The organism is Acidovorax sp. (genome assembly GCF_046294525.1).
Classification (GTDB): domain Bacteria; phylum Pseudomonadota; class Gammaproteobacteria; order Burkholderiales; family Burkholderiaceae_C; genus Acidovorax.
The window spans coordinates 20,084-33,824 of the sequence record NZ_JBKBKQ010000039.1 but is presented as its reverse complement, the minus strand read 5'-3'; the positions used below and the strand labels follow the sequence as shown (position 1 = coordinate 33,824).

The window sequence follows — 13,741 nt, the reverse complement described above, 5'->3', positions numbered from 1 at the left end:
GACTCCTGCATCACATCTGATCCCCGCATCGTCTGGACTCCTTGTTGAGAGAGTCGTCAGTATCTACAACGATGCTCTTGAACGCCAGGTTATACGGGGGTGAAATTCAACAGCCTGTTAGGGCTGGCGGGGGTGGTTTGACTGCGCCCAGGGGGAAGTTTAGTATTACGTTTGTAATTACTCGGAGTTCTTCCTATGCACATGCTTAAGCTGACCCAGATCGGAAATTCTGTTGGTGTTGTTTTGCCGAAAGAAGCCCTGGCGCGTTTGAAGCTAGGCAAAGGCGAATCCATCTTCCTCACTGAAACGCCCGATGGCTATGCGCTGACGCCGTACGACCCCACTCTTGAGGAAGAGATCAAGGCTGGCCGTGAGTTCATGCACGACTTTCGGGATACCTTTCACCAGCTGGCCAAATGAGCTGGCGCTGGGTGAGCAAGCAAGCGCTGGTTCTACTCCACGGTGAGAGCCTTGCCACGCACGGCGGGCGCGAAGGCATGCGCGATGAGGGCTTGCTGGATTCCGCCCTGATGCGGCCGCAGAACATCCTGGCTTATGCGGATACCGGCAATCCCCCGGACGCAGCGGCCCTGGCCGCGAGCTATGGGGTGGGTCTGGCCAAGAATCACCCCTTCGTGGACGGGAACAAGCGAGCGGCTTTCCTGGCCGTGGGCTTGTTCCTGTACCTCAATGGCTTGCGTTTGCAGGCCACTCAGACAGACGCGACGTTGACCATGCTCGCCGTCGCCGCCGGCGAAATCACCGAAGAGGCCTTTGCGGCGTGGCTGCGGGCCCACGCCGTAGCCCGTTGATGGACGTTTGAATCATTTTGGCTGCTAGCGCTTACCTGGAAAGCGCTGGCAGCTATCAAAATTGAAGCGTAACGCCTCGCAGACCCCGGCTCAAGGCGCCCGCGTCTTGGGCTCGTAATCGCAGTACTGCACCACCGCACACTCCCAGCACCGCGGCTTGCGCGCCTGGCACACGTAGCGGCCGTGCAGGATCAGCCAGTGGTGCGAGTCCACGACGTACTCCGCAGGCACACGCTTCATCAGCTGCAGTTCCACCGCTAGGGGGTTCTTGCCGGGCGCCAGGCCCGTGCGGTTGCTCACGCGGAAGATGTGCGTGTCCACCGCCATGGTGGGCTCACCGAAGGCCACGTTCAGCACCACGTTGGCGGTCTTGCGGCCCACGCCGGGCAGCGCCTCCAGCGCCTCCCGCGTGCGCGGCACCTGACCGCCGTGGCGCTCCACCAGGATCCGGCAGGTCTCCATCAGGTTTTTCGCCTTGGTGCGGTACAGGCCAATGGTCTTGATGTAGCCCTCCAGCCCTTCCAGGCCCAGGTCCAGAATCGCCTGCGGCGTGCCGGCCACCGGGAACAGCTTGCGCGTGGCCTTGTTTACGCCCACGTCGGTGGCCTGGGCGGACAGCAGCACGGCGGCCAGCAGCTCGAAGGGGGTGGTGTATTCCAGCTCCGTGTTGGGCGTGGGGTTGGCGGCCTTGAGGGTGGCGAAGAAGGGCTCGATGTCGGCGGTTTTCATGGAAGGCTCAGCGGGAGGCGGGCGGATTGTCCCCCATGCGGTGCCCGCCGCTGCGGCCACTCAGCGGCTGCGCCGCACCGGAATGCACAGCCAGCAGGGAAACCGCCCCGTTGCCGGGTCCACCGCAAAGTCCTCGTCGTAGATCTCCAGCGCCGCGCGGGGCTCCCATTCCCAGCCTTCGGGAATCTGCCCCGGGGTCATCATCTGCGCCCAGGCTGCGCCGATCTCGGGGCCGGTGCCCACGAAATGCATGCAGGCGTAGTCGCCGCCTTCGTAGTCCATCACCTGCACATCAGGGCCGGTGCGCAGGCCCACGCCGATCTGCACGCAGGCGTCGTAACGGCACTGCTCGGGCGGCGTGCAGCTGGGGTCGTCGTGGCTGAAACCGTAGAACTTGGGGCGGGGCTCGTTCAGCCGGTGGGCCGCGCACCAGGTGCCAAAACGTTCCCACAGCTCCGTGAGACCGGGGTGGCCGTAAGCGCCGGTGTGGCGCATGTAGGCAAGGCGCATGCGGGGCAGGGTGCGGATGGCAAGCGGCATGGGAACGTCCTGAAGGTTCTGAAGGGTGGGTGAAACGTCGCGGGCCAGTGTAAGCCGCAGGAAACCTGCTCGCCAATTGGCGACAATGCAGCGTTTGTTGCCAACCACCACTCCTGTCCACGCCATGCAATTTGCCGACCGCCTGAACAACGTAGAAACCTCTGCCATCCGCGAACTCTTCAAGCTGCTGGGCAAGCCCGGCATCATCAGCTTTGCGGGCGGCTTCCCAGACAGCGCGATGTTCGATGTGGAGGGCATCCGCGCCGCCAGCAATGCCGCCCTGGCCGAAGAACCCGGCGCCGCGCTGCAGTACGGTGCGACCGAGGGCTACAACCCGCTGCGTGAGCAACTGGCCGCCTTCATGACCACCAAGGCGGCCCAGGGCGTGGCGGCCGACAACCTGATCGTCACCACCGGCAGCCAGCAGGCGCTGGACCTGCTGGGCAAGACCCTCATCAGCCCCGGCGACAAGGTGATCGTGGAAGGCCCGACCTTCCTGGCCACCATCCAGTGCTTCCGTCTGTACGGTGCCGAGCTCATCAGCGCCCCCATCGACGGCAACGGCGTGAAGACCGACGAGCTGGAAAAACTCATTGCCGAGCACAAGCCGAAATTCGTCTACCTGATCCCCACCTTCGGCAACCCCAGCGGCGCCATGCTGAGCGCCGAGCGCCGCAAGGCCGTGCTGGAGATGGCCGTCAAGCACAACACGCTGGTCGTCGAGGACGACCCGTACGGCGACCTGTATTTTGGCGACGCCCCCCCGCCCAGCCTGCTCAACCTGTCGGCCAGCGTGCCCGGCAGCCGCGAGCTGCTGGTGCACTGCGGGTCCTTGAGCAAGGTGCTCTCGCCCGGCCTGCGCGTGGGCTGGATGATTGCCCCGGCCGAACTGCTGGCCAAGGCCACCATGTGCAAGCAGTTCAGCGACGCGCACACCAGCACCTTCGCCCAAGCCACGGCCGCGCAGTACCTCAAGGCCGGCCGCATGCCCGCCACGCTGGCCCATGTGCGCAAGGTGTACGCCGAGCGCGCCCAGGCCATGGGCGACGCGCTGCGCAAGGAGCTGGGCGACGCCATCGAGTTCGTGCAGCCCCGGGGTGGCCTGTTCGTGTGGGCGCGTCTCACCGGCGCGGGCGGCAAAGTGGCCGACGGCAACGTGCTGGCCAAGCGCGCGATTGAAAGAGGCGTGGCCTTTGTGCCCGGCACACCGTTCTTCTGCGCTAACCCCGACCACGCCACGCTGCGCCTTTCCTTTGCCACGGCCGATGTGGACAAGATCCGCGAAGGCGTGGCGCGCCTGGGCCAGGCGGTCTGACCCGCGGATACTGAACGGCCACCATGCGGATCGGGCTGCACACGCTGGCTTGGCTTGCCCTGGGCCTGTGCAGCGGTGCAGGCGCGCAGGCGCCTCACGTACCACCGGCCCCCACCCCCAGCTTTGACTGTGCTGCGGCCGAGAAGACCGTGGAGCACTGGATCTGCGCCAGCCCCGATCTGATGCAGGCCGATCTGCGCCTGAACGAGGTCTACCAGACTGCCCAGGCCAAACCCGATGGCGACGCCGCACTGGCGGCCCTGCGCGCGGCGCAACTGCGGTGGCTGCGCCAGCGCAACCGCTGCGACAACGTAGCCTGCGTGGCCACGGCGTACGCCCGCCGCACCCAAGAACTGCAGGCGGCCAACCGCGCGGTGCGTGTGCTGGAGGGGGAGGATTTCTCGCCCGTGTTCTCGCGCACGCTGCCCCACATCAACGACACACGCGGGGTGTGGGGCATACCGCTGCGGCGCGCGCAACCCACGGCGTTTCAGGTGGAGCTGTACATCGACCCCGCCGACGCGCGCCCCTGGACATCTGGAGGCCCCGGCGTGCGCATGATGTGCTGGCCGCCCGACCGGCGGGAAGGCTACGCGTCGCGGTTTGAATACACAACGCGCTCCTGGGGCGACGCGTTTCGCCCCGCCGAGCGCGCGGGCCAGCGCGGCTACATCCTGCTGCGCTTCGTGCTGGGCAAGGATCTGCCGCTGAACGAAGACATCGTGTGCCACCTGGCGCTGACCGAGTGGCTGCTGGAGCGGCCCAGCCAGCTCCACGTGGTCGAGACGCGAAACTGAACCCCACACCGAGCCATGACTTCATCCCCCACCGACGACATCGTGCAGCGCCTGGAAGCCCTGGAGGTCAAGGCCAGCTTTACCGAAGACCTGCTGGACCAGCTGAACATGACCATCTACCAGCAGCAGCAACTCATCGACCGCCTCACGCACGAGGTCATCCAGCTGCGCCAGCAGGCGTCCGAAGGCCCAGCGCAGGGCCCGCGCAACTTGCGGGACGAGATTCCGCCGCACTACTGAAGAAGCGCACTGGTCACTTCCCGCGCATGCCATCCTCCCTGCCCGCCAAATCGGCCCTGGCACTGTGCGCAGCCGGCATGGCTTTGCACGCTTACACGGGCGTGTTCAAGGCTTCGGCAGACGCCGGCGCCATCGCGTTCCTGGTGGGCCTGTGGATCTGGTCTTGCGCGCCTTACGGCGCCTGCGTACTACTGGTGCGGTGGCGCAGGCCGGTGTGGGGCGGGGGCGCTGCCGCGGCATCGCTGGCAGCAGACCTGTTCATGCACTACAGCGTGTTCATCGCGCCAAAGGGTTCCACGGCCGCACTCGGCCTGCTGTTCATGCCGCTGTGGAACCTGCTCATCATCGGCCCCGCAGGGGCGCTGGTGTTCGGGCTGATTTCCTGGGCGTGGGGTCGGCGGTCGGGCGGCCTGCGCCGCTGATCGAACGGGTGGCTGTGGCGTTCGCCCCGGCCGCTATCACGCTTTGACCGCCCGCCATGCAGCATCGGCCAGTTCCTCGCGGTACGTCGTCGGCGAGGGCAGGGCGCTGGGCCCCTCCAGCCCTGAGAGCCAAGCCCGGCAATAGCTCTGCACTGGCCCCATCACCAGCGAAGGCATCAGCTCGCAAGGCAGGTTGCGCACGGCGCCGGATTGGCGGTGCGGCTCGAACCACGCCACCAGCGCCTGGTTGCGGCGGCGCGCGGCCTCGGCCAGGTCCGGGGTGCGCGGGCCTGCGGCCACGGCGCCGCGGGCCTGGAACAAAAACCGCGCCTGCTCGGGCTGCGCCACCACCCAGTCCAGGTAACCGGTGACCAGGGCGCGTACGCCGGCTTCGACGCCCCGTGCCGCGTCCAGCTGCGCCTGCACGCTGCGCGACTGGTCGTGAAAGATGTCGAAGAACAACGCCGCTACGATGCCGTCGCGGTTGCCGAAGTGGTGGTAGATGCTGCCCACACTGGCCCCGCAGCGGGCGCGCACGCCGTCGATGGTGACGGCGTCCACGCCGCCGTCGGCCGCGCAGGCCAGAGCGGCGTTCAGGATGTCCTGGCGGCGGTCGGCCGGTTCGGGCGCCTCGCTGGCGGGGATGGGTGGGGCGGAACGGGAGCGGCTTGCCATGGGGGCAGATTCTAGAATAAAGTTCTAGAAAATTTTTCTAGTTCCACGCTCGTCTATGACCACCACCCTGACTGCTCCCTCGCCGCCCGGCCAGGCGCTGTACCCCCACCTGCTTGCGCCGCTGGACCTGGGCTTCACCACCCTCAAGAACCGCGTGCTCATGGGCTCCATGCACACCGGGCTGGAGGACGGGCGCGACCTCTCGCGCATGGCCGCCTACTTCCGCGAGCGGGCCGAGGGCGACGTCGGCCTGATCGTGACCGGCGGCTTTGCGCCCAACATCGCGGGCTGGGCCAAGCCGTTTGCGGGCACGCTCGCCACCTCGGGCGCGGCCAAGCGCCACCGCGTGGTGACCGAGGCGGTGCATGCGGCGGGCGGCAAGATTGCGCTGCAAATCCTGCACACGGGCCGCTATGCCTACCACCCGCTGGCCGTGGCGCCGTCGCGGCTGCAGTCGCCGATTTCGCCGTTCACGCCGTTTGCGCTGTCGGCACGTGGGGTGGAGCGGCAGATCCGCGCCTTCGTGAACTGCGCTGTGAAGGCGCGCGAGGCCGGGTACGACGGTGTGGAGGTGATGGGCTCGGAGGGCTACTTCATCAACCAGTTCCTGTCGCAAGCCACCAACCGGCGCACGGACGCCTGGGGCGGCGACTACAGCCACCGTATGCGCCTGCCGGTGGAAATCATCGGCCGCATGCGCGAGGCCGTTGGCAAGGACTTCATCATCATCTACCGCCTGTCGATGATCGACTTGGTGCCCGGCGGCAGCGCCTGGGACGAGATCGTCACCCTGGGCAAAGCCGTGGCAACGGGCGGCGCCACCATCGTCAACACCGGCATCGGCTGGCACGAGGCGCGGGTGCCCACCATTGCCACCAGCGTGCCGCGGGCGGCGTTTGCCTGGGTCACGCAGAAAATGAAGGCCGAGTTTGCGGCGGCAGGCATTGCCACGCCGCTGGTCACCTCCAACCGCATCAACACGCCCGAGGTGGCCGAACAGGTGCTGGCCGACGGCTGCGCCGACATGGTCTCGATGGCGCGCCCGCTTCTGGCCGACGCCGCGTTCGTGAAGAAGGCTGCACAAGGCCGGCCCGACCGCATCAACACCTGCATCGCCTGCAACCAGGCCTGCCTGGACCATGTGTTCCAGAACAAGACCAGCAGCTGCCTGGTGAACCCGCGCGCCTGCCACGAGACGGAGCTGGTGTACCGCCCCGTGTCGTCCCGCAAGCGCATCGCCGTGGTGGGGGCCGGGCCCGCGGGCCTCACGGCCGCCACGGTGGCGGCGGAGCGTGGTCACGAGGTGCACCTGTTCGACGCGGCGCCTGCCATCGGCGGCCAGCTCAACATGGCCAAGGTGATTCCGGGCAAGGAAGAGTTCCACGAAATGCTGCGCTACCTGGCCACGCGTGTGGAGGACACGGGCGTGCAGCTCCACCTCGGTCGCAAGGTCGAGGCGGCGGACTTGAAGGGCTACGACGAAGTGGTGGTCGCCACCGGCGTGCTGCCGCGCGACCCTCAAATCCCCGGGCAGGACCACCCCAAGGTGCTGAGCTATATCGACGTGCTCAAGCACGGCAAGCCCGTGGGCGAGCGCGTGGCCATCATCGGCGCGGGCGGCATTGGCTTTGACGTGGCCGAGTTCCTGACGCACGGCGACCATCCGTCCACCACGCTCGATCTGCCCGCCTGGAAGGCCGAGTGGGGCATCACCGACCCGGCCGAGGCGCGCGGCGGCCTGGCCCCGGGCGGCCCCCGCGCCACGCCCCCCGCACGGCAGGTAACGCTGCTGCAGCGCAAGAAGGGCAAGCTGGGCAACGGCCTGGGCAAGACCACGGGCTGGATCCACCGCACGGTGCTCAAGATGAAACAGGTGGAGATGGTGGGCGGCGTGAACTACGAGCGCATCGGAGACGAGGGCCTGCTCGTCTCGTACGGCGAAAAGCGCGAAGACCCCACCTGGATCCCCTGCGACACCGTGGTGCTGTGCGCGGGGCAGGTGCCGCTGCGCAGCCTGGCGCAGGCGCTGGAGGCGCAGGGGCAAAAGCCGCATTTGATCGGCGGCGCGCTGGAGGCGGGCGAGCTGGATGCCAAGCGCGCCATCGACCAGGCAGCGCGGCTGGCGGCGCGCCTGTGAGGCGTTGCACCAAAGTTTGAGCGAAATTGGCCGATAGCGCTTGCTGGATAAGCGCTAGCAGCTATTATTTTGGTAGCTATCGATGAATGTCAGGCGCCGCGCCACGGTGGATGTCAGCACCTTCCAGCGCGTTGAACACCCGCAGTGCTGCCCACGCATCGTTGGCGGCGTACACCAGCTGGGCTTCGGTGAGCCGCGCGTTGGCCCAGTTCGATGTCGCGGCTTTTTTGGACTTGATGAAGCGCTTGTTGAACAGCACGGCCACGGCGCCTTTCACGCCCATGTCCTTGCGGTAGCCGCGCTGGCGGAACACCGTGTTCAGCTCCAGCACATCAGCCGGTTGTACGCCCAGCTTGTGCTGGATGCGCTTGGTGTCGTCCCCCAGCCCAAAGCCCGCCTTGGTCACACCGCGCAACGCCAGCAACTCTGCCACGCGGGCGCGGCAGCCGGGGTCGTGCAGCTGGAACACCCAGGCCGCGTCGAGCGTGGCCAGTTGCACGATGTGTGGCCCGTCGGACTGCTCGCCCTGCGTGAAAGTGGGTTTGGACTCGGTATCGAACCCCCAGGCACTGGCCGCCGCCAGCGCATCACAGGCCATGTCGGCCTGCTTGGGTGTGGCAACCAGGGCGATACGGTCCATGCCCAGGCGCTCAAAAGGTTCCAGCAGGGCAATCTGGTCTTTGTCGGGCGTGGTGCGGTGGGCGGGGCGCGAAGGTGGGTGGGGGCGCGGGGGTGGGGGAGATACCGTCATGGAGCCATTGTGCCGTGCCGACTTTCAAGCCCTGCCGTGCCCCGCACGCCCGGGCGGCGGCGCATCTGCTGATGTCTCGGCCTTTCAGCGTTTGCCCGCTTTGCGCAGGCGGGGCATGTCGGCAATGTGGGCCAAGGCCTTTTCGCAGTCCGCCACCGCCAGCCCCTGCCGCGCCGCCAGCCAGCCCACGGCAAACCAGGCCCTCGGGTCTGTGGCGGTAGCCTTGCTGTACAGCGTGTGGGCCAGACGTTCATCGCCCAGCCGGCCCAAAGCCGTCAGCGCAGGTTGCAGGCTGGCGAGGAACGACTCGCCTTCAGCATCCAGCGCAGGCGCGACAAACTCCGCCAAATAGCGCAAACGCTTCAGTCGCTTGCGCAGGCGGTGTTGTTCTTCCACCGGCAGAGCGGCAAAGTCTTGGACGTCGTGACGCACCTGGGCGTGCAGGCTGCGCAGTCGCTTTTGCAGCATGCGGCGGCTGTCCTTGGCGTCCAGGGCCTGGTCCTCGCCGTTCGCCGCCGGGGCATTGCGGCCTTGGGCTGCAAACGCCATGAGTTCGATCAGTGCCGCCTGGAACGCTGGCGTGCGCACGATGGCAGCGGCGGAGGCACCGGGGGCACCGTTCGTGGTCGTGCACACGTCCGACACCGGTGCCCCGGCGTCGCGCAGATCGGCAACGATGGACTGCAAAGCCTGGCCCTGGTCGCGCAGCTGGCCCAGGCGCTGGAAAACGTCCACCAGCGGTGGCTCCCATGCGGGGTTGAACGCACCCGGCGCCAACGGTGCCAACTCGCGCAAGGCGGTGCGCAAGCGGCGGATGCCGATGCGTAACTGGTGCACATGCTCTGCATGGCCTCCGCCTTCGACGATCTCGCTCGCATTGCCCAGTATCTGATGCAGGCAATGGGCCACCGCAGCGCGCTGCAAAGCGCGGCCGTCCAGAAAGTGCCTCAGAGAGCCGCTGGTCTTCATCGGGCTGGCTTTGGTGGCGGGCCGGGCCCATTGCGGGGCCAGCAGACGCTCGCCCCGCTCTGCCTTGGAGATGGTGCTCAGATACAGACCATGCCGTGTAGCCCACCGGGCGGCGACGACCGCCAGGCCCGCCAGCGGGCCGGCCTTGAGTTCCAGCTCCAGCTCGCAGATGCGCGCCTCTTTCTCCTGCGGCGTGCCGCGATGGGCGATGACCCGGCCGGTGTCCAGCGCCATCTCGACCACACCACCCTGGAAGGCGATGTCCCGCGTCACCCGGTCCATCTCAGTCCCGTAGGTTTCGGCCAGAGGGCCGCTGGCAGCCTGCAACGCACCCAGCAGCCGCGTGCCCGCCACGGTGTCTGCGTGCAGCTCAGGCTGGGGCTCTGGGGCGGAGCCGGTGGCGTGGGCTTGGCCACGGTCCAAGTTGTGTTCCTCGCGGTCCAACGGGCCGTTACCGAGGGCCTTGACGGTTTGCACCCATCGGTCGCCCTCACGGCGCAGCCGAAAAGCAATGCCACGCGAGGACAGTGCTCCATCGGCAGTGTCGAAGTAGCGGGCCTCCATGCGGATTTGCGCGTGGGCACCCCGCAGCACCGCAGCTTGCAGGGCAGCCAGGCGCTGGGATGGGATGCAAAACTTGTATTCGATTTCCATGAGTTATCGGCTATTGATTTTGCGATATTTTATATTGGTAGAAGTTTGGGCAGGCAAGAAATACCGAGGGGCAGCGCTTGTTGATAATTTTTGCGCACGAAATATCATGTGTATGAATTGGTTTTCCTCTTATTTTTAGGGATGAGGTGAATAAAGCTTGGTTTCTTCCGTTGCATAAATATTAAATGCCATGCCGGATGGGGTTTTATATTCTCTCGTCTGGCGTTATGGGTGATGTGAAGTTGCAGCTCTGTCGTCATTATTTTGTCATTTGAAACAATTAGTATCTTATCGGCAGATTTGAATGCAAATGGCGGGCCACGATCACCCGCCGATGTAAACCCTTCCGAAAGATTCAGATGCTTCAAAAAATCAAGATAGGAACCCGGCTTGCACTCGCGTTTGCAGTGCTGTTGCTGCTGATTTCTGCGTTGGCTGCTGGCGGAATCAGCGGCGCCAAGCGTCTGACCGAGCGCAGCGCGGCGCTGTATGGTGACCGCACGGTGCCCCTGGGAGTGCTGGCTGAGATCAGTCACTTGACGCAGCGCAACCGGGTGCTGGTGATGGACATGCTCATGGACCCCGGGACGAGCAACCTGCAGGCCAGCCACGCGGCCTTGACGGCCAATGTGCAGCGCATCCAAATGCTGTGGGCGGCGTATTCCGACAAGGCGCTGGGTGCTGAAGAGCAGGGCCTGGCTAAGGCTTTTGCCGATGCCAATGCCACTTATCTGGACAAGGGTCTCACCCCTGCCGCCTCCGCATTGGTGGGCGGCAAGTACGACGATGGCTCCGAGCTTTACATCACGCAGATCCGCCCCAACGCGGCCAAGGTGCAAGATGCCATCGAGAAACTAGTGGCCCTGCAGATCAACGTGGCGGCCGCAGAATTTGCCGGAGCGCGGGAGATGAGCAACACGATTCACTGGTGGATGCTGGCGGCCACCGGGCTGGCCCTGGTGGCGGGGGCCGCGATGGCCTGGGTCATCACCCGGTCCATCTCGCGGCCCTTGCGCCAGGCAGTGGTGCTGGCCCGCACGGTGGCCGGTGGCGATCTGAGCGCACAGATCGATGTGCGCGGCACCGATGAAACTGCCGAGTTGCTGGGCGCCCTGCGCGAGATGAACGACCAGCTGGTGCGAGTGATCACCGAGGTGCGCGCCAGCACCGAGACGGTGGCGCAGGAGGCCGTGCTGATTGCAGGCGGCACCGAAGACCTGGCGCGCCGCACGGAGGTGCAGGCGTCCAACCTGCAGGAGACGGCCGCCTCGATGGAGCAGCTCACCATCACCGTGCAGCACAACACGGACAACGCCCACCGCGCCACCGAGCTGGCCCAGGAGGCCGCCAAGGTGGCCAACGAGGGTGGTAGCGTGATGCGCGACGTGATCACCACCATGCAGGAGATCAGCCTGCAGTCGCAAAGGGTCACCGACATCATCAAGGTGATCGATGACATCGCGTTCCAGACCAACCTGCTGGCCCTCAATGCGGCGGTGGAGGCGGCCCGCGCGGGTGAGCAGGGCCGAGGCTTTGCGGTGGTGGCGGGCGAGGTGCGCGGGCTGTCCCAGCGTAGCAGCACGGCCGCCCGTGAGATCCGGGGCCTGATTGCCGCCAGTGTGCGTGGTGTCGAGCGTGGGTCTACCCTGGTAGGCCAGGCGGGCGAACGGGTGGCTAGCACAGTACAGCGGGTGGACAAGGTGATGGAACTCATCAGCGAGATCAAGGACGCAGGGCAGGAGCAGGCCCGCGGTATTGCGCAGATCGGCGAGGCCGTACGGCAACTGGATGCCGCCACCCAGAAAAACGCCGCGCTGGTGGACGACAGTTCGTCGGCATCCACCGGCATGAAGAACCAGGTCCGGCGTCTGCTGGAGGTCGTTCATCAGTTCCGGCTGGCGCCTGACGGCGCTGGGGATGCCTTCGCGGCGGGGCAGCGCGGCATGCAGCCGCTGCAGGCCTTGCCGCCGGGTGCTTCGTCCCCCCAGCAATTGTCCTTGGCGCCGCGCTGATTCGCCTCACCAATCCAGTAGGTGCAAGTCATCAGATTCGTTTGCAGTGGGCATACGCGCCATGAACCGCACGGACGTGCTCATCGCGATTGCCGAGGTCGCACAAGCGGGCCGTGCCTCTGCGCCCGAAGACGCCATCTCGCAACTGGCCATGATCATCGATGGCCTGGAGCTGTCCACCAGCGGTTCTGAGCAGGTGATGGAGATGCTGCTCGGGATCGGTGCTTGCCTGTGGAACCTGCAGCAGGAACGCATGCGCCTGTAGCGCGCTCGCGCAGGCAGGCAAGTCCGCTGAATCCGAGATATCGACGGTGCGCCGAGGCTACGCCAGACCCTCACGCACCGCCGATTTCTCGGATTCAGTGGACTAATCGCCCACGGGTTCCAGCGAAGCGATCTGGTCGCGCCCTCGGCGTTTGGCCAAGTACAGTGCCTGGTCGGCGCGGTCGAGCATGTCGCGCAGGCTGCGGTCGGCCTGGCGGAAGGTGCTCAGGCCCAGACTGGCTGTGATGCCGTAGGCGTGGCCTGCTTCGTCGCTCAGTTGCAGGGCGCGCACGCCGTGCAATATGCGTTTGGCCACCTCCATGCCTTCGTCCATGCTGGTCAGCGGCAACAGCACGCCAAACTCTTCGCCCCCCAGCCGCCCCACGGCGTCGCTGGCGCGCAGCTGGCCCTTGACGGCGTGTGCAAAGGCCACCAGCGCGCGGTCGCCCTCCAGGTGGCCAAAGCGGTCGTTGATGGTCTTGAAATGGTCCAGGTCCAGCATCAGCAACGTCAACGGCTCGCCGTTGGTGCGCGAGCGGGTGTACACCGATTCGGCGCACTCCAGAAATGCCCGCCGGTTGGCCATGCCAGTCAGCATGTCGGTGGTCGCCAGCCGCTGCAACTCGCGCTCCAGGTTCTTGCGCTGGGTCACGTCCCGGTAGATGCCTTCAACACCCGCAAAATTGCCGGCGTGGTCATACAGCGCGTGGCTGCTGATGGAAATGTCGATCACGGTGCCATCGCGCCGCACCATCTGGCCCGGAAAGTCCGACACCTCGCCATGCTCCATGATGGCCGCCTTGAAGGCGTCTCGGTCCGTGCTGTGCGGGTAGTACGACTCGGCGGTGCGTCCCTCGATCTCGTGCGGCTCGTAGCCCAGCACCCGCCGCACGCCCGGCCCCACGTGCTGTACAACGCCCTGGGCGTCTGTGCGGTAGTACACGTCCTGCATGTTCTCGAACAGGCGGCGAAAGTTCTGTTCGCTCTCGCGCAGCTGGGCCTCGATCTCGCTCTGATGGGTCATGTCCAGCGCGCACATCAGCACCGCGGGCGCGCCGTCCCAGTCAATGGCCACGCTGCTGATCAGCACCATGCGCAGATTGCCCCGTTCGGTGCGGATGCGGAACTCCGCCGGTTTGTTGGGCCGCCCGGCCTGCTCGGCCACCGCCACCTGCTGAATGCGGTTGGTGGAACGCGGCTGGTCCATGGGGTGCACAAAGTCGCCCGACTGCCGTCCGATGAGGCTGTCGGCGCTGGGCGCTTCCAGGAGCTCAGCGCTGACGCTGTTGGCAAAGCGGATCGCGCCGTCCTGCGTGACGAGCACCGCCGCTGGCAGCAGCTGCAGCAGATGAAGGTCATGGGGCATCGGCGCGTGGTAACCAAAAGTAATGCGCCATTGTGGCACCGGCCTTGGTGCATGGAAA

The 13,741-nt window shown here is 66.2% G+C and carries 15 protein-coding genes; 9 read left to right on the top strand and 6 right to left on the bottom strand.

Annotated elements, in window-relative coordinates; genetic code table 11:
- Positions 1–195: 195 nt before the first annotated feature.
- Positions 196–420, top strand: a complete 225-nt coding sequence (locus ACK4HJ_RS22030) for an AbrB/MazE/SpoVT family DNA-binding domain-containing protein (RefSeq protein ID WP_063461858.1) — start codon at positions 196–198, stop codon at positions 418–420.
- Positions 417–812 carry a type II toxin-antitoxin system death-on-curing family toxin gene (locus tag ACK4HJ_RS22025; RefSeq protein ID WP_409835555.1) on the top strand — a complete coding sequence of 132 codons (396 nt, stop codon included), beginning with the start codon at positions 417–419 and terminating at the stop codon, positions 810–812. The genes ACK4HJ_RS22030 and ACK4HJ_RS22025 overlap by 4 nt, the downstream gene beginning before the upstream one ends.
- Positions 813–902: 90 nt before the next feature.
- Here ACK4HJ_RS22025 and nth read toward each other — a convergent pair whose 3' ends face one another.
- Both nth and ACK4HJ_RS22015 read right to left on the bottom strand, forming a co-directional pair.
- Positions 903–1,541 (bottom strand): endonuclease III, encoded by a 639-nt coding sequence (gene nth, locus ACK4HJ_RS22020; RefSeq protein ID WP_409835553.1) that lies wholly within the window; start codon positions 1,539–1,541, stop codon positions 903–905.
- Between the two features lie 60 nt (positions 1,542–1,601).
- Positions 1,602–2,081 (bottom strand): GyrI-like domain-containing protein, encoded by a 480-nt coding sequence (locus ACK4HJ_RS22015; protein WP_409835551.1) that lies wholly within the window; start codon positions 2,079–2,081, stop codon positions 1,602–1,604.
- A 124-nt stretch (positions 2,082–2,205) separates the two neighbouring features.
- Here ACK4HJ_RS22015 and ACK4HJ_RS22010 point away from each other — a divergent pair, with 124 nt between their 5' ends.
- The 4 genes from ACK4HJ_RS22010 to ACK4HJ_RS21995 are packed head-to-tail and all read left to right on the top strand — an operon-like array spanning position 2,206 to position 4,855.
- Positions 2,206–3,396: a PLP-dependent aminotransferase family protein gene (locus ACK4HJ_RS22010; protein WP_409835549.1), complete on the top strand. Its 1,191-nt coding sequence runs from the start codon at positions 2,206–2,208 to the stop codon at positions 3,394–3,396.
- 23 nt (positions 3,397–3,419) lie between these two features.
- Positions 3,420–4,193 (top strand): lysozyme inhibitor LprI family protein, encoded by a 774-nt coding sequence (locus ACK4HJ_RS22005; protein ID WP_409835547.1) that lies wholly within the window; start codon positions 3,420–3,422, stop codon positions 4,191–4,193.
- A 15-nt stretch (positions 4,194–4,208) separates the two neighbouring features.
- Positions 4,209–4,433, top strand: a complete 225-nt coding sequence (locus ACK4HJ_RS22000; protein WP_409835545.1) for a SlyX family protein — start codon at positions 4,209–4,211, stop codon at positions 4,431–4,433.
- A gap of 26 nt (positions 4,434–4,459) precedes the next feature.
- The gene (locus ACK4HJ_RS21995) at positions 4,460–4,855 is read left to right on the top strand and encodes a hypothetical protein (protein ID WP_409835543.1); all 396 of its coding nucleotides are present in this window, start codon (positions 4,460–4,462) and stop codon (positions 4,853–4,855) included.
- Between the two features lie 36 nt (positions 4,856–4,891).
- On the opposite strand, the gene ACK4HJ_RS21990 is transcribed toward ACK4HJ_RS21995, so the two are convergent.
- The gene (locus tag ACK4HJ_RS21990) at positions 4,892–5,530 is read right to left on the bottom strand and encodes a TetR/AcrR family transcriptional regulator (protein ID WP_409835541.1); all 639 of its coding nucleotides are present in this window, start codon (positions 5,528–5,530) and stop codon (positions 4,892–4,894) included.
- A 55-nt stretch (positions 5,531–5,585) separates the two neighbouring features.
- On the opposite strand from ACK4HJ_RS21990, the gene ACK4HJ_RS21985 reads away from it, so the two are divergent.
- Positions 5,586–7,667 (top strand): FAD-dependent oxidoreductase, encoded by a 2,082-nt coding sequence (locus ACK4HJ_RS21985; protein WP_409835539.1) that lies wholly within the window; start codon positions 5,586–5,588, stop codon positions 7,665–7,667.
- A 76-nt stretch (positions 7,668–7,743) separates the two neighbouring features.
- Here ACK4HJ_RS21985 and ACK4HJ_RS21980 read toward each other — a convergent pair whose 3' ends face one another.
- Complete coding sequence (locus ACK4HJ_RS21980; protein WP_409835538.1) at positions 7,744–8,418, bottom strand: 3'-5' exonuclease; 675 nt, start codon at positions 8,416–8,418, stop codon at positions 7,744–7,746.
- An 84-nt stretch (positions 8,419–8,502) separates the two neighbouring features.
- On the bottom strand, positions 8,503–10,041 hold the full coding sequence (locus tag ACK4HJ_RS21975; RefSeq protein WP_409835536.1) for a CYTH and CHAD domain-containing protein: 1,539 nt from the start codon (positions 10,039–10,041) through the stop codon (positions 8,503–8,505).
- A gap of 359 nt (positions 10,042–10,400) precedes the next feature.
- Between ACK4HJ_RS21975 and ACK4HJ_RS21970 the strand changes: the two genes are divergently transcribed.
- Together ACK4HJ_RS21970 and ACK4HJ_RS21965 are read left to right on the top strand one after the other, a co-directional pair.
- Positions 10,401–12,053, top strand: coding sequence for a methyl-accepting chemotaxis protein (locus tag ACK4HJ_RS21970; RefSeq protein ID WP_409835534.1), 1,653 nt, complete (start codon positions 10,401–10,403; stop codon positions 12,051–12,053).
- A 61-nt stretch (positions 12,054–12,114) separates the two neighbouring features.
- Positions 12,115–12,318 carry a hypothetical protein gene (locus ACK4HJ_RS21965; protein WP_409835532.1) on the top strand — a complete coding sequence of 68 codons (204 nt, stop codon included), beginning with the start codon at positions 12,115–12,117 and terminating at the stop codon, positions 12,316–12,318.
- Between the two features lie 102 nt (positions 12,319–12,420).
- On the opposite strand, the gene ACK4HJ_RS21960 is transcribed toward ACK4HJ_RS21965, so the two are convergent.
- Positions 12,421–13,683: a diguanylate cyclase gene (locus tag ACK4HJ_RS21960; protein WP_409835530.1), complete on the bottom strand. Its 1,263-nt coding sequence runs from the start codon at positions 13,681–13,683 to the stop codon at positions 12,421–12,423.
- Between the last annotated feature and the right edge of the window lie 58 nt (positions 13,684–13,741).

Coding starts and splice junctions, on each gene's coding strand:
- ACK4HJ_RS22000 (WP_409835545.1), top strand. CDS start 4,209: ATGACTTCATCCCCCACCGACGACATCGTGCAGCGCCTGGAAGCCCTG.
- ACK4HJ_RS21975 (WP_409835536.1), bottom strand. CDS start 10,041: ATGGAAATCGAATACAAGTTTTGCATCCCATCCCAGCGCCTGGCTGCC.
- ACK4HJ_RS21990 (WP_409835541.1), bottom strand. CDS start 5,530: ATGGCAAGCCGCTCCCGTTCCGCCCCACCCATCCCCGCCAGCGAGGCG.
- nth (WP_409835553.1), bottom strand. CDS start 1,541: ATGAAAACCGCCGACATCGAGCCCTTCTTCGCCACCCTCAAGGCCGCC.
- ACK4HJ_RS22010 (WP_409835549.1), top strand. CDS start 2,206: ATGCAATTTGCCGACCGCCTGAACAACGTAGAAACCTCTGCCATCCGC.
- ACK4HJ_RS21995 (WP_409835543.1), top strand. CDS start 4,460: ATGCCATCCTCCCTGCCCGCCAAATCGGCCCTGGCACTGTGCGCAGCC.
- ACK4HJ_RS21985 (WP_409835539.1), top strand. CDS start 5,586: ATGACCACCACCCTGACTGCTCCCTCGCCGCCCGGCCAGGCGCTGTAC.
- ACK4HJ_RS21965 (WP_409835532.1), top strand. CDS start 12,115: ATGAACCGCACGGACGTGCTCATCGCGATTGCCGAGGTCGCACAAGCG.
- ACK4HJ_RS22005 (WP_409835547.1), top strand. CDS start 3,420: ATGCGGATCGGGCTGCACACGCTGGCTTGGCTTGCCCTGGGCCTGTGC.
- ACK4HJ_RS21970 (WP_409835534.1), top strand. CDS start 10,401: ATGCTTCAAAAAATCAAGATAGGAACCCGGCTTGCACTCGCGTTTGCA.
- ACK4HJ_RS22015 (WP_409835551.1), bottom strand. CDS start 2,081: ATGCCGCTTGCCATCCGCACCCTGCCCCGCATGCGCCTTGCCTACATG.
- ACK4HJ_RS21980 (WP_409835538.1), bottom strand. CDS start 8,418: ATGACGGTATCTCCCCCACCCCCGCGCCCCCACCCACCTTCGCGCCCC.
- ACK4HJ_RS21960 (WP_409835530.1), bottom strand. CDS start 13,683: ATGCCCCATGACCTTCATCTGCTGCAGCTGCTGCCAGCGGCGGTGCTC.
- ACK4HJ_RS22025 (WP_409835555.1), top strand. CDS start 417: ATGAGCTGGCGCTGGGTGAGCAAGCAAGCGCTGGTTCTACTCCACGGT.
- ACK4HJ_RS22030 (WP_063461858.1), top strand. CDS start 196: ATGCACATGCTTAAGCTGACCCAGATCGGAAATTCTGTTGGTGTTGTT.